The organism is Allobosea sp. CRIB-10, from assembly GCF_900112185.1.
Classification (GTDB): Bacteria; Pseudomonadota; Alphaproteobacteria; order Rhizobiales; family Beijerinckiaceae; genus Allobosea.
On sequence record NZ_FOKP01000022.1, the window covers coordinates 63,769 to 79,819 of the forward strand.

A 16,051-nucleotide genomic window follows, 5' to 3' on the forward strand; every position below is an offset into this window, starting at 1 on the left:
GGAGGATTGCAGCATGCAGAAGCGTCAACCGTCCGTGAGCCGGCGGTTCGTCCTGTCCGGCATGGTGGCCATGCTGGCCTGCCCGGCGCTTGCGCAATCCTATCCCGCCAAGCCCGTCACCCTGATCGTCACCTTCGCGGCCGGCGGCGGCGTCGACGTCACCGCGCGTCTGATCGCTGAATCGCTCAGCAACATCCTCGGCCAGCGCGTCATCATCGACAATCGCGGCGGCGGCGCGACGATGACCGGCACGCAGGCCGTGACCAAGGCCGATCCCGACGGCTACATGCTGCTTGCGGCGCCGACGACGATGGTGATCAACCCGGCGCTGCGGACGAGCATGCCGTTCGACTGGCGCAGCGACCTTGTTCCGGTCGGGCTGATGGCCAAGCTGCCCTTCGTGGTGGTGACCCGGCCGAACTCGCCTGTAAATACGATGAAGGATCTGGAGGCGCTGGCGAAGAAACGGCCCGAGCCTGTCCTGTTCGCCTCGGGTGGCACAGGCACGGTCGCTCATCTCGCCGGCGAGCTCTTCGCCATGCGCACCGGCAGCAAGATGCAGCACGTGCCCTATCGCGGCGAAGGGCCCTCGCTTGCCGATGTCGCGGGTGGATCTCTCGACGTCACCTTCGCGACACTGGCCGCGGTCGCCGGGCAGGTCGAGGGCGGCTCGCTGAAGGCGCTCGGCGTCACCACCAGCGAGCGCGCCGGCTTGCTGCCGAAGGTGCCGACCGTTGCCGAGCAGGGCTATGCCGATTTCGACGTCTCGGCCTGGGTCGGGCTGATGGCGCCGAGGGGTACACCGCCCGCGGTGACGGAGAAGCTGCGCGCCGCGCTGGCGACGGCGCTCGGCGATGCCGAATTGCAGCGCAAGCTCGCGGCCAGCGGCTCGATCCCGGCAGCGGTGGGCTTCGACTTCGACGGCTTCCTCAAGCGCGAGAGCGAGATCTGGGGCAAGGTCGTCAAGGACGCCGGCGTCAAGGTCGACTAGTCGGACCGTGACAATGCTCGCCATCCGCAAGGTCGCTCCGGAGCCGGGGCTCGTCTGTCATGACGTCGAGGCCCCGGGCATCGACCGGAACGACGAGGTGCTGATCCGGGTCGAGGCCGCCGGCATCTGCGGCACCGATCTGCACATCGCCGACTGGACGGCGGGCTATGAGGCGATGGCGAGCGCCATGCCGGTTACGCTCGGCCATGAATTCGCCGGCACGGTCGAGCGCGGATCGCCCGAGTGGCTCAGACGGCGCGTGGTGGTCAGGCCATCGGTGACCTGCGGACGCTGCGAAGGCTGCCGGCAGTGCGGCGAGGATGGCTGCACCGCGCGAACCGGTATCGGCATCCGCCGCGATGGTGGCTTTGCCCGGCTAGCGAGCGTGCCGGCGCGCAATTGCGTCGCCGTGCCAGAGGGGCTCGATGCGGAACTCGCGGCGCTGACCGAACCGATGACCGTCGCGGCGCAGGCCGTGGCGCGCGCCGGCACGGTCGAAGGCAAGCGCGTGCTCGTGCTCGGCCCCGGACCGATCGGGCTCGGCGTCGCACTCTTCGCCGAGCGGGGGGGAGCCGCGGCTCTGACGATTGCCGGGCGCGACGATGCGGCGAGGCTCGCCTGCGCCCGCGCACTCGGCTTCGCCGATACCAGGGATGCACTTGCAGGCGATGAGCCGCTGGCGCCTGCCGGCTTCGACGTGATCTTCGAAGCGACCGGCGTGCCCGAGGTCGCGAGCACGGCGCAGCGTTTGCTCGCGTCCGGCGGCACTCTCGTGATTTGCGGCATCCATGCCAAGCCGGCCAGCTTCGACCTGACGGCGATGGTGCGGCTGGAGCAGAGCGTCGTCGGCTCCTATCGCGCGCCGGTGGCGCGCTGGAGTGAGGTCGTCGCAGCGATCACAGACGAGCCCGAGCGCTTTCGCAAGCTGATCAGCCATCGCCTGCCGCTGAGCAAGGCGCTTGAGGGCTTCGCGCTGATGCGCAGCCGCACCGCGATCAAGGTGATGCTGCAGCCATGAACAGCAGCGCCTTCCTGATCTTCGCCAACGACATCGATCCGGCGCAGCGCGAGGCCTATGAGCGTTGGCATGGCGCCCATCATGTGCCGCAGCGGCTGACGGTGCCGGGCATCCTGCGCGCCACGCGCTATCAGGCCGTCGGGGACGGCTCGCCGGACTATCTCACGGTCTATGATCTCGCCGATATCGCGGTGCTCGATTCGCCGGAGTATCGCCAGCTCGCCGAGCAGCCTGATGCGGTCACGCTGGCGATGCGTCCTTCCCTGCGCAATCCGCTGCGGCTCGCCTGCCGCGCGCTGGCTGGCGCGGACCGTCCGCATGGCCGATTTCTCGTCATGATTCGGATGCCGGACGCGAGTGCTGGACCAGTGGCTGAGGGGCTCACTGCGAGGGCAAGGGCTAGGCTCGGCAGGACCGCACCCGATGCCGGCGGGCACCCGATCATGGGGCAGGCAAGCATGCCGCAGGAGGCTGTCGCACTTGTTTTCGCTGACGCTCCCGATGTTGCGCAGGCAATGGCCGAGGCCATGCGGGATGCAGTGCAGGCCGAGGCTCTGTCTGCTCCCGGCTCCGGCCTGATCTATGAGCGGATCGAGAGCTTTCCCTGACCCTACCGGTTCGCTCCGAGCTGCGCAGTGGCTGAAGCTGTGTTATACGGTTTGTATAACGCCGTTCAAGGAGCCCGCCATGAACAAGCCCGAAAAGCCTGCCGGCGAGCAGGCCATGGTTCTGCAGGTCCGCAAGATCGGCAATTCGGTCGGCATCATCCTGCCGAAGGAATTGCTGGCGCGATTGAAGCTGGCGGAAGGCGACAAGCTGACGGTGGTCGAGCAGCCGAACAATGGCTTCAAGGCTGTGAAGCAGACGCCCGATTTCGACAGGGCCATGGCTGCGGCCCGCCGCGGCATGAAGATTTATCATAACGCTCTGGCCGAGCTGGCCAAATGATCGAGCCCTCCTGGCTTTCGGAGGAGGTCATCATCGCGATCCACGACGAGCAGCTCGCTATCCATGGCGGCGGCGCTGGCTTGCGCGACGCCGGCATGCTGGCCTCTGCTCTGGAGCGACCGATCAACAAATGGGCTTATGAAGGCGCTGAGCTGCCAGAGCTGGCCGCGGCCTATGCCTTCGGGCTGGCAAAGAACCATCCCTTCATCGACGGCAACAAGCGCACCGCGCTGCTGGCTCTCTATGCATTCCTCTTCATCAACGATGTCGACTTCATCGTGCCGGAAGCCGACGCCGCCGCGATCATCCTCGCGCTCGCCGCCGGCGAGGTCGAGGAGGAGGGTCTGACGCGCTGGATCCGCGACAACTGGCCGAAGGATGCGCCTGCATGAAAACCCCGATCTGGATCGAGGCCGCGATCAACGGCCCTTGGGGCAAGGAGCGCCAGCCCGGCATCCCGATCGCGATCCCCGACATCATCGCGGACGGGATCGCCGCGGTCGAGGCCGGCGCGGCCATCGTTCATCTGCATGTCTACGATCTCGAGACCGGCCGCCAGCGCGACGACTGGGAGCTCTATGCACAGGCGATCGAAGGCATCAGGGCCAAGGTCGATGCGATCGTCTATCCGACCATCCCGATCCTGGGCTCTGCTTACGCTGGCGACATGATCGGCTCGGGCCGCTACACGCATCTGGAGGAACTCGCCAAGCGCGGCCTGGTCGAATGGGGCGTGCTCGATCCCGGTTCGTGCAACTGGACGACCTTCGCCGGCATCCCAGTAGGCGAGGCCGGCTTCATCTACCAGAATCCCGGCGAGCATATCCGCGAGGGGATGGCGGTGGCTGAGAAGCACAGGATCCATCCGAGCTATGCGATCTACGAGCCCGGCTTCACCCGGCTCGGGGCTGCATTGGCCAGCGCCTATCCCGGCATGCCGACGCCGATCTACCGGCTGATGTTCTCCGACGCCTTCGCCTGGGGCTTTCCGCCGAAGCCCTATGCGCTGGAAGCCCATCTCGCACTGCTGGCCGAGTGCGCGCCGCAGGCGCCGGCGATGATCGCCGGGCTGGGCGTGGACCTCTCGGAGATCATCGCCCCTGCGGTCGCGCGCGGCGTCCATGTCCGCGCCGGGCTGGAGGATGCGCCCTTCGGCGAGACGCGCGGCAATGCAGAGCTGATCGCCGACATGGTCCGCAAGGTCGAGGCTGCCGGTGGGCGGCCGGCGAGCGTGGCCGACGTCAGGGCGAGCCTGGCGGCGATTCCGCAAGCACGGCGCTCCTGAGACAGCGTGTCGGCTGGCTTTCCCCGGCGGAGCGCCTACATCGGATACAACCCGTCACTGCCTCGCGAGTCCCGATGTCCGAACGCGATAGCGAAGCCAATCGATTTTCCGCCCGCGCGGCGCGCTATGCCCGCGTCGGCGCCAATGTCGGCGGGGTAGCCGCGCGGATCGCCGGCACCAAGCTGTTCGGGCTGGAGGGGCGCAACGCCACCAATGCCGAGGCGCTGGCCAAGGCGCTCGGCGGGCTGAAGGGCCCGCTGATGAAAGTGGCGCAGCTCGTCGCCACCATTCCCGACGTGGTGCCGCCCGAATACGCCGCCGAATTGCAGAAGCTGCAGTCGGAGGCGCCGCCGATGGGGGCAGCCTTCGTCAAGCGCCGCATGCAGGCCGAGCTCGGCGCGAACTGGCGCGGGCGCTTCGGCGAGTTCGATCTGAAGCCGGCTGCGGCGGCCTCGCTCGGGCAGGTGCACCGGGCGACCTCGCTGGATGGCGCCCCGCTGGCCTGCAAGCTGCAATATCCCGATATGGAATCGGCCGTGGAGGCCGATATCTCCCAGCTCGAGATCCTGTTCGGGTTGCATCGGCGCATGGGCGCAGTGATCGACACCAGCGAGATCGCCAAGGAGATCAGCGCCCGCGTCCGCGAGGAACTCGACTACCGCCGCGAAGCAAAGCATGTCGCGCTTTACCGGCAGATGCTCGCGGCGACGCCGGAGGTGCGCGTGCCCGATGTCGTGCCGGAGCTGTCGACACGCCGGCTCCTGACCATGGGCTGGCTCGACGGCGACAAGATTCTGAACCACAAGCAGGCGAGTCAGCAGGTCCGCGACCGGATCTCGACCGCGATGTTCCGGGCCTGGTGGCGGCCGTTCAGCCATCACGGCGTCATCCATGGCGATCCGCATCTCGGGAACTACACCGTGTTTTCCGAGGATGACACGCCGGCCGGCATCAACCTGCTCGACTATGGCTGCATCCGCATCTTTCCGCCGAGCTTCGTCGGTGGCGTGGTCGATCTCTACCGCGGCCTGCTCACTGGAGAGGAGGCCCGCGTCGTCCATGCCTATGAGGTCTGGGGCTTCAAGGGGCTGACGAAGGAGCTCATCGACATCCTCAACATCTGGGCGCGGTTCATCTACGGGCCGCTGCTGGAGGATCGCACCCGCCGGATCGCCGAAGGCGTCAGCCCGGCCGAATATGGCCGCAAGCAGGCCTTCCAGGTCCATTCGGCGCTGAAGGCGCGCGGGCCGGTGACGGTGCCGCGCGAGTTCGTCTTCATGGACCGGGCCGCGATCGGCCTGGGGGGCGTCTTCCTGCATCTCGATGCCGAGCTGAATTTCCACCGGCTGTTTGAGCAGGAGATCGAGGATTTCAGTGTCGAGCGCGTGAGGCGCGAACAGGCCGCAGCTCTGGCTACAGCCGGGCTCGGGCATTCCTGACGATCAGAATCGTCAATACAGTTGTGCCGCGGCACATGCCCTGCCGGAGCTGCTGCCATAAATCGCGCTGATGGCGACGCGGTTTAAATCGATTTAATTGACAAGGTTCACGGTTTTTCCTTAGCGTCATGTTGCGGCTGCGCAGAAAATGGGCGCAGCCGCCCCGACACTCCGTTGCCAGACCCTTTTCAGGTGCGGTACAGGGCTTCAGGATAGGGTTGAACTCGGGACTTTTTTCATGGCCGACCACGGACACGCCGCCGACATTCCGGAGATGGATTATCCGGAGCATGAGCGCACCTATGTGGGCTTCGTGCACTTCGCCGAAGTCGGCACGCTTGCTTGCCTCGCCATCGTCGCGGCGCTCGCCGTCGGCGGCACCAAGCATGCCTGGGGCACAGCCATCATCGGCACGCTGCTGACCCTGGTCGGCACCGGCGTCGGCATCGCCGCCCCGTCGATCGGCTGGCGCGCCACGCTCGTCCCCTTCGTTCTGATGCTGCTCGCGCTCCTCCTCTACTAAGCCCGAAAGGCCTGGCCTCCATGCGCATCGCTGTCCCAGCCGAAACGCAAGGGGCGGAGACCCGCGTCGCCGTGACGCCGGAAACCGTCCGCAAGTTCATTGGCCTCGGAGCCGATGTCGCAGTGGAGAAGGGGGCGGGCCTCGCCTCCGGCATTACGGATGGCGAGTACGAAGCGGCCGGCGCCAAGCTGGCCGGCAGCGCGGCCGAGGCGCTGGCCGGCGCCGACATCGTGCTGAAGGTGCGCCGCCCGGCCGAAGGCGAGATCGCCGGCCTGCCGGCCGGTGCGCTCGTCGTCGGGATCATGGACCCCTATGGCAGCGAGGCGCAGGTCGAGGCGCTAGCCAAGGCCAATGTCTCAGCCTTCGCCATGGAGTTCATGCCGCGCATCACCCGCGCGCAGGTGATGGACGTGCTGTCCTCGCAGGCCAATCTCGCCGGCTATCGGGCGGTGGTCGACGGCGCCGCCGAATACGGCCGGGCGCTGCCGATGATGATGACCGCGGCGGGCACCGTGCCGGCAGCGAAGATCTTCATCATGGGCGTCGGCGTCGCCGGACTGCAGGCGATCGCGACCGCGCGCCGCATGGGCGCGATCGTCACCGCGACGGACGTGCGGCCCGCCACGAAGGAACAGGTCGAGTCGCTCGGCGCCAAATTCCTCGCCGTCGAGGACGAGGAGTTCAAGCAGGCGCAGACCGCCGGCGGCTACGCCAAGGAAATGTCCAAGGAATACCAGGCCAAGCAGGCCGAGCTGACGGCGAGCCATATCGCCAAGCAGGACATCGTCATCACCACCGCGCTGATCCCCGGCCGCCCGGCGCCGAAGCTGATCTCGGCGGCGATGGTCGAGAGCATGAAGCCCGGTTCCGTGATCGTCGACCTCGCGGTCGAGCGCGGCGGCAATTGCGAGCTCGCCAAGCCGGGCGAGGTCGTGACCACGGCCAACGGCGTCAAGATCGTCGGCCATCTCAACGTGCCCGGCCGGCTGCCGGCGACCTCGTCCAGCCTCTACGCCAAGAACCTCTTCGCCTTCGTCGAGACGCTGATCGACAAGGCCGAGAAGAAGCTCGCGGTGAACTGGGAGGACGAGCTGGTCAAGGCGACCTGCCTGACCAAAGGCGGCGCCGTCATCCATCCGAATTTCGCGGCCAAGGCCTAAAGCACTGCACAGGGGAGGGTCACGTCATGGCTAATCCGGCACCCGAACAGGCGCTCGAACAGGCCCGCTCCGCCGCGGCATTGGCGAAACAGGCGGCCGAACTCGCCGAGAAATATGCCGAGCAGGCCGCTGCGGCGGCCGGCGCCGCGACCGGCGTCGACCCGACGGTCTATCGCCTCGCCATCTTCGTGCTCGCGGTCTTCGTCGGCTATTACGTCGTCTGGTCGGTGACCCCGGCGCTGCACACGCCGCTGATGTCGGTCACCAACGCGATCTCCTCGGTCATCGTCGTCGGCGCCTTGCTGGCGGTCGGCGTCCAGGCCGCGCCCGCCATGGGCGACGGACCGCTCTGGGCCAAGGTCTTCGGCTTCATCGCGCTGATCCTGGCCTCGGTGAACATCTTCGGCGGCTTCCTCGTCACCGAGCGGATGCTCGCCATGTACAAGAAGAAGGGCTGACGCGCATGGCCGCCAATCTCGCCGCCCTTCTCTACGTCGTCTCCGGCGTCCTGTTCATCATGGCCCTGCGCGGGCTGTCGCACCCGACGAGCTCGCGCCAGGGCAATCGCTACGGCATGATCGGCATGACGATCGCCGTGCTGACCACGGTGATCTTCTATCCGCCGGCCGGCTTCTCCGGCTGGCTGCTCGTTCTGCTCGGCATCGCCATCGGCGGCGGCTTCGGCGCCTTCATGGCCAAGCGTGTGCAGATGACGCAGATGCCGCAGCTCGTCGCCTTCTTCCACTCGCTGGTCGGCCTCGCCGCGGTGCTGGTGGCGGCGGCGGCGCTCTATGCGCCAGAGGCCTTCGGCATCGGCCAGGTCGGCAAGATCAAGGGCGCCAGCCTGTTCGAGATGGGACTGGGCGTCGCCATCGGCGCGATCACCTTCACCGGCTCGATCATCGCCTTTCTCAAGCTCGACGGGCGCATGAGCGGCAAGCCGATCATGCTGCCGCAGCGCCACGCCATCAATATCGGCCTCGGCGTCGCGCTCTTCGTGATGCTGCTGATCTTCCTGAAGACGGAAAGCCATGTCCTCTTCTGGCTGATCGTGCTGGTCTCCTTCGCGCTCGGCGTGCTGCTGATCATTCCGATCGGCGGCGCGGACATGCCGGTCGTCGTCTCGATGCTGAACTCCTATTCGGGCTGGGCGGCGGCGGGCATCGGCTTCACGCTCGGCAACATGGCGCTGATCATCACCGGCGCGCTCGTGGGCTCGTCCGGCGCGATCCTGTCCTACATCATGTGCAAGGCGATGAACCGGAGCTTCATCTCCGTCATCCTCGGCGGCTTCGGCGGCGACGATGCCGCTGCCGGCGCCGGTGGTGCGGTCGAGGCGCGCCCGGTCAAGCAGGGCTCGCCCGACGATGCCGCCTACATCATGAAGAACGCCGGCAAGGTCCTGATCGTGCCGGGCTACGGCATGGCGGTGGCGCAGGCGCAGCACGCGCTGCGCGAGATGGCCGATCTCCTCAAGAAGGAGGGCGTCGAGGTGAAGTACGCCATCCACCCGGTGGCGGGCCGCATGCCCGGCCATATGAACGTGCTGCTGGCCGAGGCCAATGTGCCCTATGACGAGGTCTTCGAGCTCGAGGACATCAACTCGGAATTCGGCCAGGCCGACGTCGCCTTCGTCATCGGCGCCAACGACGTGACCAATCCGGCCGCCAAGACCGACAAGTCCTCGCCAATCTACGGCATGCCGATCCTCGACGTCGAGAAGGCCAAGACCGTGCTGTTCATCAAGCGCGGCATGGCGGCCGGCTATGCCGGCGTCGAGAACGAATTGTTCTTCCGGCCCAACACGATGATGCTGTTCGGCGACGCCAAGAAGGTCACCGACGAGATCGTCAAGGCGATGGCGCACTGAGGCGGGGCGCTCGTCATCGGAACGTTGCAAAGGGCCGGCTCGATGCCGGCCCTGTCGTTTTGGGCGGCAGCCGAAGGTGCGGTTGATGCGCAGGATCCTGAAGCTTCTCGCCATCGGGGCGTTGAGTGTCTATGTCGCAGCGCTGGTGCTGCTCTACGTCCAGCAGCGCCAACTGCTGTACCCTCGCAATCCGGCCCGCGCCGAGATCGCGAGCGCGAACTTGCCCAGAGCCGAGGAGACGGAGCTGGCCACGAGCGATGGCGAGAAGCTGATCGCCTGGGTGGTACCACCACGCGATGGAAAGCCGGTGCTGCTGTTTTTCCATGGCAATGCCGGCAACTTCGCCAGCCGGGGAAGGCAGTCGCGGTTCCGGCTATTGACCGAGGACGGAACCGGCCTGTTTGCAGTGAGCTACCGGGGCTATGGCGGCTCGACCGGCTCGCCGAGCGAGGATGGGCTGGCGCTGGATGCGCGAGCGGCCTATGCCGCTGCTGCAGCGCGCTTCGGCGCGGGTCGACTGGTCGGCTACGGCGAGTCGCTTGGCACCGGCGTGGTGCTGAAGCTGGCGGCGGAGGCGCCGATCAAGGCTGTGATCCTTGAAGCGCCCTATATGTCCACCGCCTCCGTGGCGCAGCTACGCTATCCCTATGTGCCGGTCGGCGTGTTGATGAAGGACCGGTTCCGCTCCGATCTGGTGATCGGCGAGGTCAGGGTGCCGCTGCTTATCCTGCATGGCCAGCGCGACAGCGTCATCCCTTTCAGCCAGGGCGAGGCGCTGTTCGCCTTGGCCAATCCGCCGAAGCGCTTCATCAGCTTTCCCCGAGGGGACCACAATGATCTGCGCACCCACGGCTCGATCACGGAGGTACAGCGCTTCCTCGCCGATCTGGACGCGAACCGGCTGACGGGCAGCGAGACGATGACCGCAGCGCGGCAGTAGGCGGGAGCCTCAGAGGCGGAACATGCCGCCGCCACCGCCCACACGGGCGGCGCCGGCGCGGGCGATCTGGTTGTTGCCGTCGAGGCCGAGGGCGCGCTGATAGGCCTCGCTCGCCTCGGTCTTCTTGCCCTGCTTCTCGAAGGCGAAGCCACGGCCGGCCCAGGCGGCGGCGTTGCGGTTGTCGACATTGAGCGCCGCGGTGAAGTCTTCCAGCGCCGAGTCGTATTTGCCGAGCGCGTTCAGGCTCTCGCCGCGGGCGATATAGGGCGGGGCGGTGTAGGGGTTGCGGTCGATCACCGAGTCGAAATCGGTGACGGCCTGCTGGTGCTGGCCTTCCTTCTGATAGACCAGCCCGCGCGCGTGGAAGGCCTCGGCCGATTCCGGGTTGAGGCGGATCGCGGCGTTGAGGTCGGCCAGCGCTTGCTGGCTGTTGCCCTGCAGGCGGAGCAGATTGGCGCGGGCGATATAGGCTGGGGCGTAGTTCGGATTGGCGGTGGTGGCGCGGTTGAAGTCCTGCAGGGCGGCGTCGTTGCGCCCGCTCTGACGCAGCGCCAGGCCGCGATTGGTGTAGGCCGGCGCGAAATTGGCGTCGATCTGGACCGCCTTGGTGAAGTCGGAGATCGCGTCCGAATAGCGCCCGATGCGGGCATAGGCGGCGCCGCGCGTGTTGTAGGCCTGCGGGTCGTTCGGGTTGCGGTTGATCACCTCGCTGAGCGAGCCGATGTTGACGCTGGCGGCCTCCGTGTTCTCGGTCTGGAGCTCGGCGACGCCGGCGCCGGAGCTCATGCTCACCGTGTCGCAGCCTGCGAGCGCGAGCGCCAAGCCCGTCGCGATCAGCCAGTTCCTGCCTGTGAGCATGCTCTTATCCATCGCCTTGCAACTCTCGCCTGCCATGCGGCGCCACCGCCCCGGTGCGCCGCCATCCTCCAAAACGCCCAAGCCCTGACAAAGTTTGGTTAATGAGCCTACAAAAACAACAGCGCCCGGAGAAGCTCCAGGCGCAAACAGATATCAGTGTGGCGCTGGCTGGCTGCCGGTCCCTGGCGCGGTCAGACCGCCGGCCGGGCGGGACGCTCAGGGCGCTTCGGCTTGACCGGCGCGGGCAGCAAGCCTTCGCGCTGCAGCTTCTTGCGGATCAGCTTGCGGGCGCGGCGGACGGCCTCGGCCTTCTCGCGCGCCTTCTTCTCGGACGGCTTCTCGTAATGGCCGCGCAGCTTCATCTCACGGAAGATGCCCTCGCGCTGCATCTTCTTCTTCAGCGCCCGCAGCGCCTGGTCGACATTGTTGTCGCGAACGAGAACCTGCACGTCTCTTAGTCCGTCGTTGTCGGTGGTCCGGAATCGGGGCGGCGACCTCCCGCTCGGAAGATCGCCGCGAAGGTCGTGCGGATACCAGAATTCCTGCCGCCTGTCCACGCTGCAGCGCGGCAAAACCCGTGAAAACACATGGGTTTTGGAGAGGAGCGGACAGGTCGGCTCAGGTGTGGTTCGACATTCCTCAGCCCTCATCCTGAGGAGCGATCGCAGATCGCGTCTCGAAGGAATGCTCCGGATAGTTCCGGAGTCTTTCTCAGCCGGCCTCGGGGAGCACGCGCGTGACGTGGCCCATCTTGCGGCCGGGCCGCGCCTCGCGCTTGCCGTAGAGGTGCAGATGCGTGCCGGGCTCGGCCAAGAGCGTGCGCCAGTCGTTCGCCTGGTCGCCGATCAGGTTCTGCATGGTGACGCGGCCGCGCCGTGCGGTCGCGCCGAGCGGGAAGCCGCAGACGGCGCGGACATGCTGGTGGAACTGCGAGGTCTGCGCCCCCTCGCTGGTCCAATGCCCGGAATTGTGGACGCGCGGGGCGATCTCGTTGACGACGACCTGCTCACCGCTCTTGCCCTCGACCAGGAAGAACTCGACGGCGAAGACGCCGACATAGGCGAGCGCCTCGCCGATGCGTCGCGCGGCCTCGATGGCGGCGTCGGCCGCGGCTGTGTCGATCCGGGCGGGCACCTGCGTCAGCGCCAGGATGTGGTCGCGGTGCTCGTTCTCGCAGACGTCGAAGGCGGCGAAGGAGCCGTCGGCGGCGCGGGCGGCGACGACCGAGACCTCGCGCGCGAAGGTGACGAAGCCTTCGAGGATCGCCGGGAAATGCCCGATCTCGTCCCAGGCTTCGGCGAGGTCGACGCCGTCGACGATCTTGACCTGGCCCTTGCCGTCATAGCCGAAGCGGCGCGTCTTCAGCACGGCGGGGCGGCCGAGTTTGGCGACCGCTTTCTCCAGATCGGCGAGCGAGTCGACCGGTTCGAACGGCGCCACGGCGAGGCTGAGGTCGGCGACGAAGCGCTTTTCGGTCAGGCGGTCCTGCGTCACCGCCAGCGCGCGCGCTCCCGGATGCAGTGGAGTGCGGGCGGCGAGGAAGGCGGCGGTCGCGGCCGGGACGTTCTCGAACTCATAGGTCACGACATCGACGGCGTCGGCGAAGCTGGCGAGCGCCGCCTCGTCCTCATAGGCACCGATGGTGTGGCGGGCGGCGACCTCATAGGCCGGGCTGTCGGGCTCGGGCGCGAAGATGTGGACGCGCACGCCGAGATCGGCCGCGGCCAGCGCCAGCATCCGGGCGAGCTGCCCGCCGCCAAGGATGCCGAGAACGGCGCCGGGGCCGAGCCCGCGTGGATCGGGCCGGGTCATGCCTCGTCCTTCGGGCGCTCAGTGACGGCGGCGCTCAGCTTGGCGCGCCAGGCGTCGAGACGTTCGGCGAGAATTTCGTCGGAGAGCGCAAGGACCGCAGCGGCGAGCAGAGCGGCGTTGATCGCGCCGGCCTTGCCGATGGCGAGCGTGCCGACCGGGATGCCGCCCGGCATCTGCACGATCGAGAGCAGGCTGTCCTGGCCGGAGAGCGCCTTGGATTCCACGGGGACGCCGAAGACGGGGAGGGGCGTGAGCGAAGCGGTCATGCCCGGCAGATGTGCCGCGCCGCCGGCGCCGGCGATGATGACCTTGAACCCAGCCGCCTTGGCGCCCTTGGCGAAATCGACCATCCGGTCGGGGGTGCGATGAGCCGAGACGATGCGGGCGTCGAAGGCGATGCCGAGCTCGCGAAGCGTGTCAGCGGCGTGGCGCATCGTCGCCCAGTCGGACTGGCTGCCCATGATGATGGCGACGGGTGGGGTCGGCTCGGCCATGAGATCAGATGCTTCCCGGCAGGAGGGAGGAAGCGCGCGATCTAGACCGGCCGCAGCGTCACAGGCAAGGGCGGAATCGTCTTCGCGCCACGTTTCGCGCTGAAATTCCATCGGTTTCGGAGTCGTCCCGGACAAGCCGCGCCAGCGGCGCCGATCCGCGACCCATGCCCGAACCTCTTTCGGAAAGGCTCAGGCATGGGTCCCGGGTCGAGCTGTGCTCGCCCGGGACGACTCGGAGTGTGAGGATACTCAGGCGATGATGTCCGGCGTCAGCTGGTCCTCGAGATGGGAGATGCGGTCGCGCAGATAGAGCTTGCGCTTCTTCAGGCGCTGGATCTGGATCTGGTTGACCGGACCGAGCCGTTCGAGCGCATCGATGGCGCTGTCGAGGTCGCGATGCTCCTCGCGCAGTCGCGCCAGCTCCGCTTCCAGAACCTCGATCTCCTCCGGGCTCAATTCGAATCCCATGAAGCCGTCTCATCATCGCCGCGATCGCGGCCGACTATGCGCAGGCGCGGGCGGCCCGGCAAGGGCGTCGCCCCGCTGATACGGAGTGAGCTCGCTCGCATTCATGCGCCTCGGGAAAGGTCCCGGAAGGGATCACAGAAACTCATGGTGCAGTGCACGTCTGCCCCGCAGACGTGAAGCCGGCTCTGTGTCAGACTTCTCTTGCTAGAACGCTCATCAGGAGGATCCAGATGTCGCTGCAGACACATCTCGCCGAGCTCGAACGCAAGCATCGCCAGCTCGAGGAAGCCATCGCCCAGGCGGTCGCCAGTCCCTCGTCGAGCGATCTTGGCGTAGCAGAGCTCAAGCGGAAGAAGCTGCTGCTGAAGGATGAGATCGAGCGCGTGCGGCTGACCATGCCGGCACCGACGTTACACTGAGATGACTAGGCGGGCCGCGGCGGCCCGCGACGAATTCGCGCAAGGCGCGCTTGACCGGCCCCGAAAGGGGCCGGTTTTTCATGAGGCCGAGGACTGGGCTCGCCACCAGTATCCCGGTCGTCGGCGAGGCCGGACTTGGACGCGCGGCATTGAACGTGCAAGACTCGAGCGCGCCGCGAGGGAGGCACCGTTGGCCCGTGTCGATCCACGCAACACCACCCGTTACTGGAACGCGACCGGCGTCGATGGGCTCAGCTGCCTCCACGCCGACTTCACCACGCACGACTACGCGCCGCATCAGCACGATGCGTTCGTCGTCGCCGTGACGGAAAGCGGCGGCTCCGAATTCAAGAGCCGCGGCCGCAGCGACGAGGCCCGCGAGAGCGTGTTGCTCGTCTTCAATCCTGCTGAGCCCCATTCCGGCCGCATGGGCTGGAGCAATCGCTGGCGCTATCGCTCATTCTATCTGACGCAGCCCGCCATCGAGACAGTGGTCGCCGATCTCGGCATCGCTCGGCCGGCCTATTTCATGCGCAATGTCCTTGGCGATCCAGACCTGATCGCGGCCTTCGCCCGACTGCACCGGAGCCTGGAGGATGGCCATGACCCGCTCGAAGAGCGCGAGCTCCTCGTCGCCAGTTTCGGCCAGCTCTTCGCGCGCCATGGCGACGGCGCCCGTGCGATCCCGACGGCGCCGCGCGATGAGACGGCAGTTTCGATCGTGGCGAAGCGGATGGCCTCGCAGCATGCCGAAAGTGGGCTGTCTCTCGACGAAATGGGGCTTTGGGTCGACATGACCCCGTTCCAGCTCATCGGACTGTTCAAGCGCACGGTCGGGCTGACGCCTCACGCCTATCTGACACAGCTCCGCTTGAAGGCGGCGATCCGCGAGCTGAAGGCCGGCGCGCCGATCGCCGAGGCGGCTCTGGCCAGCGGCTTCTACGACCAGAGCGCGCTGACCAGGCATTTCAAGCGATCTTTCGGGATCACGCCCTTGCAATACCAAAGAGCGGGTGCTGCCGGCACCGGCCGCTGATCGCTCAATTTCCGCCAATACCGCGCCGAGCCCGATCGCCAGACTCCCTCGAAAAGGAGTCTTTTCGTGACGCGCTATTTCTGTCTGGACGAGCCGGAGCTGTTCGAGCTCGAAACCTCGGTCGTGGCGGCCGAGCCGGGACGGGTCCGTCTGGAGCGATCGCCGTTCTATCCGGGGGGCGGCGGACAGCTTCCCGACAGGGGCAGGTTGCAGTGGTCGGGTGGCGAGGTCGCGATCACGGGCTTCGAGAGCGACGGGAGCGGCATCTGGCATGTGCTGGCTGAGCCGGTGACGCCCTCGGATGCCGTGATCGCTGCAGTCGATCGCCCGTTCCGGCAGCTCATGCGCGAGCTCCATACCGATCTGCACATCGTCAATGCGCTGGTCTATCAGGGCTTCGATGGCGCGCTCGTCACCGGCGTCCAGATGAACGAGGACGGCACGGCGCGGATCGATTTCGATCTGCCGGAGGCCGACAACGAGCGGCTGAAGAGCCTCGAAGGCGCCATCAACGATGTGATCAGGCAGGACCTGCCGGTCCGCGAGACCCATGTCGGCGCGGATGAGGCCTTCGACGAGCCCGGCCTGATCCGGTCGCGCTCGGTCACGCCGCCGCCAACGGCCGACGGCAAGATCAGGGTCGTCGAGATCGCCGGGCTCGACCGCCAGGCCTGCGGCGGCACGCATCTGGCGTCGACCGGTGCGTCTCGACCGCTGCGCATCCTGAAGATCGACAATAAGGGCCGGCACAACCGGCGCCTTCGCATCGGCCTCGACGGCGCGTGAGGCC

20 protein-coding genes are annotated in these 16,051 nt (G+C 67.1%); 15 read left to right on the forward strand and 5 right to left on the reverse strand.

Going from position 1 to position 16,051, the window contains the following annotated elements:
• The first annotated feature begins 13 nt into the window (after positions 1–13).
• The 12 genes from BMZ69_RS23165 to BMZ69_RS23220 all read left to right on the forward strand — a co-directional run bounded on the left by BMZ69_RS23165 (position 14) and on the right by BMZ69_RS23220 (position 10,174).
• Positions 14–991, forward strand: a complete 978-nt coding sequence (locus BMZ69_RS23165; protein WP_092161265.1) for a Bug family tripartite tricarboxylate transporter substrate binding protein — start codon at positions 14–16, stop codon at positions 989–991.
• Positions 992–1,004: 13 nt separating this feature from the next.
• The gene (locus tag BMZ69_RS23170) at positions 1,005–2,009 is read left to right on the forward strand and encodes a zinc-dependent alcohol dehydrogenase (RefSeq protein ID WP_092161266.1); all 1,005 of its coding nucleotides are present in this window, start codon (positions 1,005–1,007) and stop codon (positions 2,007–2,009) included.
• On the forward strand, positions 2,006–2,617 hold the full coding sequence (locus BMZ69_RS23175) for a hypothetical protein (protein WP_092161267.1): 612 nt from the start codon (positions 2,006–2,008) through the stop codon (positions 2,615–2,617). The genes BMZ69_RS23170 and BMZ69_RS23175 overlap by 4 nt, the downstream gene beginning before the upstream one ends.
• Before the next feature lie 115 nt (positions 2,618–2,732).
• Positions 2,733–2,957: an AbrB/MazE/SpoVT family DNA-binding domain-containing protein gene (locus tag BMZ69_RS23180; RefSeq protein WP_092161346.1), complete on the forward strand. Its 225-nt coding sequence runs from the start codon at positions 2,733–2,735 to the stop codon at positions 2,955–2,957.
• Positions 2,954–3,349, forward strand: coding sequence for a type II toxin-antitoxin system death-on-curing family toxin (locus BMZ69_RS23185; RefSeq protein ID WP_092161268.1), 396 nt, complete (start codon positions 2,954–2,956; stop codon positions 3,347–3,349). The genes BMZ69_RS23180 and BMZ69_RS23185 overlap by 4 nt, the downstream gene beginning before the upstream one ends.
• Positions 3,346–4,242 carry a 3-keto-5-aminohexanoate cleavage protein gene (locus BMZ69_RS23190; RefSeq protein ID WP_092161269.1) on the forward strand — a complete coding sequence of 299 codons (897 nt, stop codon included), beginning with the start codon at positions 3,346–3,348 and terminating at the stop codon, positions 4,240–4,242. The genes BMZ69_RS23185 and BMZ69_RS23190 overlap by 4 nt, the downstream gene beginning before the upstream one ends.
• 74 nt (positions 4,243–4,316) lie before the next feature.
• On the forward strand, positions 4,317–5,681 hold the full coding sequence (locus BMZ69_RS23195; RefSeq protein ID WP_092161271.1) for an ABC1 kinase family protein: 1,365 nt from the start codon (positions 4,317–4,319) through the stop codon (positions 5,679–5,681).
• A gap of 238 nt (positions 5,682–5,919) precedes the next feature.
• Positions 5,920–6,204 carry an aa3-type cytochrome c oxidase subunit IV gene (locus tag BMZ69_RS23200; RefSeq protein WP_092161272.1) on the forward strand — a complete coding sequence of 95 codons (285 nt, stop codon included), beginning with the start codon at positions 5,920–5,922 and terminating at the stop codon, positions 6,202–6,204.
• 20 nt (positions 6,205–6,224) lie between these two features.
• Positions 6,225–7,364, forward strand: coding sequence for a Re/Si-specific NAD(P)(+) transhydrogenase subunit alpha (locus tag BMZ69_RS23205; RefSeq protein ID WP_092161273.1), 1,140 nt, complete (start codon positions 6,225–6,227; stop codon positions 7,362–7,364).
• 26 nt (positions 7,365–7,390) lie between these two features.
• The gene (locus BMZ69_RS23210) at positions 7,391–7,822 is read left to right on the forward strand and encodes an NAD(P) transhydrogenase subunit alpha part 2 (protein ID WP_092161274.1); all 432 of its coding nucleotides are present in this window, start codon (positions 7,391–7,393) and stop codon (positions 7,820–7,822) included.
• Positions 7,823–7,827: 5 nt separating this feature from the next.
• Positions 7,828–9,234, forward strand: coding sequence for an NAD(P)(+) transhydrogenase (Re/Si-specific) subunit beta (locus BMZ69_RS23215; protein WP_092161275.1), 1,407 nt, complete (start codon positions 7,828–7,830; stop codon positions 9,232–9,234).
• Positions 9,235–9,319: 85 nt separating this feature from the next.
• The gene (locus tag BMZ69_RS23220) at positions 9,320–10,174 is read left to right on the forward strand and encodes an alpha/beta hydrolase (RefSeq protein WP_092161276.1); all 855 of its coding nucleotides are present in this window, start codon (positions 9,320–9,322) and stop codon (positions 10,172–10,174) included.
• A gap of 9 nt (positions 10,175–10,183) precedes the next feature.
• On the opposite strand, the gene BMZ69_RS23225 is transcribed toward BMZ69_RS23220, so the two are convergent.
• The 5 genes from BMZ69_RS23225 to BMZ69_RS23245 all read right to left on the reverse strand — a co-directional run bounded on the left by BMZ69_RS23225 (position 10,184) and on the right by BMZ69_RS23245 (position 13,806).
• On the reverse strand, positions 10,184–11,032 hold the full coding sequence (locus BMZ69_RS23225; protein WP_244543495.1) for a tetratricopeptide repeat protein: 849 nt from the start codon (positions 11,030–11,032) through the stop codon (positions 10,184–10,186).
• A gap of 191 nt (positions 11,033–11,223) precedes the next feature.
• Positions 11,224–11,481 carry a 30S ribosomal protein S21 gene (gene rpsU / locus BMZ69_RS23230; protein WP_092161278.1) on the reverse strand — a complete coding sequence of 86 codons (258 nt, stop codon included), beginning with the start codon at positions 11,479–11,481 and terminating at the stop codon, positions 11,224–11,226.
• 262 nt (positions 11,482–11,743) lie between these two features.
• Positions 11,744–12,844 (reverse strand): 5-(carboxyamino)imidazole ribonucleotide synthase, encoded by a 1,101-nt coding sequence (locus tag BMZ69_RS23235; protein WP_092161279.1) that lies wholly within the window; start codon positions 12,842–12,844, stop codon positions 11,744–11,746.
• On the reverse strand, positions 12,841–13,338 hold the full coding sequence (gene purE, locus BMZ69_RS23240; RefSeq protein WP_092161280.1) for a 5-(carboxyamino)imidazole ribonucleotide mutase: 498 nt from the start codon (positions 13,336–13,338) through the stop codon (positions 12,841–12,843). The genes BMZ69_RS23235 and purE overlap by 4 nt, the downstream gene beginning before the upstream one ends.
• 249 nt (positions 13,339–13,587) lie before the next feature.
• On the reverse strand, positions 13,588–13,806 hold the full coding sequence (locus BMZ69_RS23245; RefSeq protein WP_092161281.1) for a YdcH family protein: 219 nt from the start codon (positions 13,804–13,806) through the stop codon (positions 13,588–13,590).
• Between the two features lie 230 nt (positions 13,807–14,036).
• Between BMZ69_RS23245 and BMZ69_RS23250 the strand changes: the two genes are divergently transcribed.
• The 3 genes from BMZ69_RS23250 to BMZ69_RS23260 all read left to right on the forward strand — a co-directional run bounded on the left by BMZ69_RS23250 (position 14,037) and on the right by BMZ69_RS23260 (position 16,047).
• Complete coding sequence (locus BMZ69_RS23250; protein ID WP_091838802.1) at positions 14,037–14,225, forward strand: YdcH family protein; 189 nt, start codon at positions 14,037–14,039, stop codon at positions 14,223–14,225.
• A 190-nt stretch (positions 14,226–14,415) separates the two neighbouring features.
• The gene (locus tag BMZ69_RS23255) at positions 14,416–15,261 is read left to right on the forward strand and encodes a helix-turn-helix domain-containing protein (protein WP_092161282.1); all 846 of its coding nucleotides are present in this window, start codon (positions 14,416–14,418) and stop codon (positions 15,259–15,261) included.
• Between the two features lie 66 nt (positions 15,262–15,327).
• Positions 15,328–16,047, forward strand: a complete 720-nt coding sequence (locus BMZ69_RS23260; RefSeq protein ID WP_092161283.1) for an alanyl-tRNA editing protein — start codon at positions 15,328–15,330, stop codon at positions 16,045–16,047.
• The last annotated feature ends 4 nt before the right edge of the window (positions 16,048–16,051 follow it).

Excerpts from the sequence above, each read along its gene's own strand:
- BMZ69_RS23165 (WP_092161265.1), top strand. The coding sequence starts at position 14 with ATGCAGAAGCGTCAACCGTCCGTGAGCCGGCGGTTCGTCCTGTCCGGC.
- BMZ69_RS23170 (WP_092161266.1), top strand. The coding sequence starts at position 1,005 with ATGCTCGCCATCCGCAAGGTCGCTCCGGAGCCGGGGCTCGTCTGTCAT.
- BMZ69_RS23175 (WP_092161267.1), top strand. The coding sequence starts at position 2,006 with ATGAACAGCAGCGCCTTCCTGATCTTCGCCAACGACATCGATCCGGCG.
- BMZ69_RS23180 (WP_092161346.1), top strand. The coding sequence starts at position 2,733 with ATGGTTCTGCAGGTCCGCAAGATCGGCAATTCGGTCGGCATCATCCTG.
- BMZ69_RS23185 (WP_092161268.1), top strand. The coding sequence starts at position 2,954 with ATGATCGAGCCCTCCTGGCTTTCGGAGGAGGTCATCATCGCGATCCAC.
- BMZ69_RS23190 (WP_092161269.1), top strand. The coding sequence starts at position 3,346 with ATGAAAACCCCGATCTGGATCGAGGCCGCGATCAACGGCCCTTGGGGC.
- BMZ69_RS23195 (WP_092161271.1), top strand. The coding sequence starts at position 4,317 with ATGTCCGAACGCGATAGCGAAGCCAATCGATTTTCCGCCCGCGCGGCG.
- BMZ69_RS23200 (WP_092161272.1), top strand. The coding sequence starts at position 5,920 with ATGGCCGACCACGGACACGCCGCCGACATTCCGGAGATGGATTATCCG.
- BMZ69_RS23205 (WP_092161273.1), top strand. The coding sequence starts at position 6,225 with ATGCGCATCGCTGTCCCAGCCGAAACGCAAGGGGCGGAGACCCGCGTC.
- BMZ69_RS23210 (WP_092161274.1), top strand. The coding sequence starts at position 7,391 with ATGGCTAATCCGGCACCCGAACAGGCGCTCGAACAGGCCCGCTCCGCC.
- BMZ69_RS23215 (WP_092161275.1), top strand. The coding sequence starts at position 7,828 with ATGGCCGCCAATCTCGCCGCCCTTCTCTACGTCGTCTCCGGCGTCCTG.
- BMZ69_RS23220 (WP_092161276.1), top strand. The coding sequence starts at position 9,320 with ATGCGCAGGATCCTGAAGCTTCTCGCCATCGGGGCGTTGAGTGTCTAT.
- BMZ69_RS23225 (WP_244543495.1), bottom strand. The coding sequence starts at position 11,032 with ATGCTCACAGGCAGGAACTGGCTGATCGCGACGGGCTTGGCGCTCGCG.
- BMZ69_RS23235 (WP_092161279.1), bottom strand. The coding sequence starts at position 12,844 with ATGACCCGGCCCGATCCACGCGGGCTCGGCCCCGGCGCCGTTCTCGGC.
- purE (WP_092161280.1), bottom strand. The coding sequence starts at position 13,338 with ATGGCCGAGCCGACCCCACCCGTCGCCATCATCATGGGCAGCCAGTCC.
- BMZ69_RS23245 (WP_092161281.1), bottom strand. The coding sequence starts at position 13,806 with ATGGGATTCGAATTGAGCCCGGAGGAGATCGAGGTTCTGGAAGCGGAG.
- BMZ69_RS23250 (WP_091838802.1), top strand. The coding sequence starts at position 14,037 with ATGTCGCTGCAGACACATCTCGCCGAGCTCGAACGCAAGCATCGCCAG.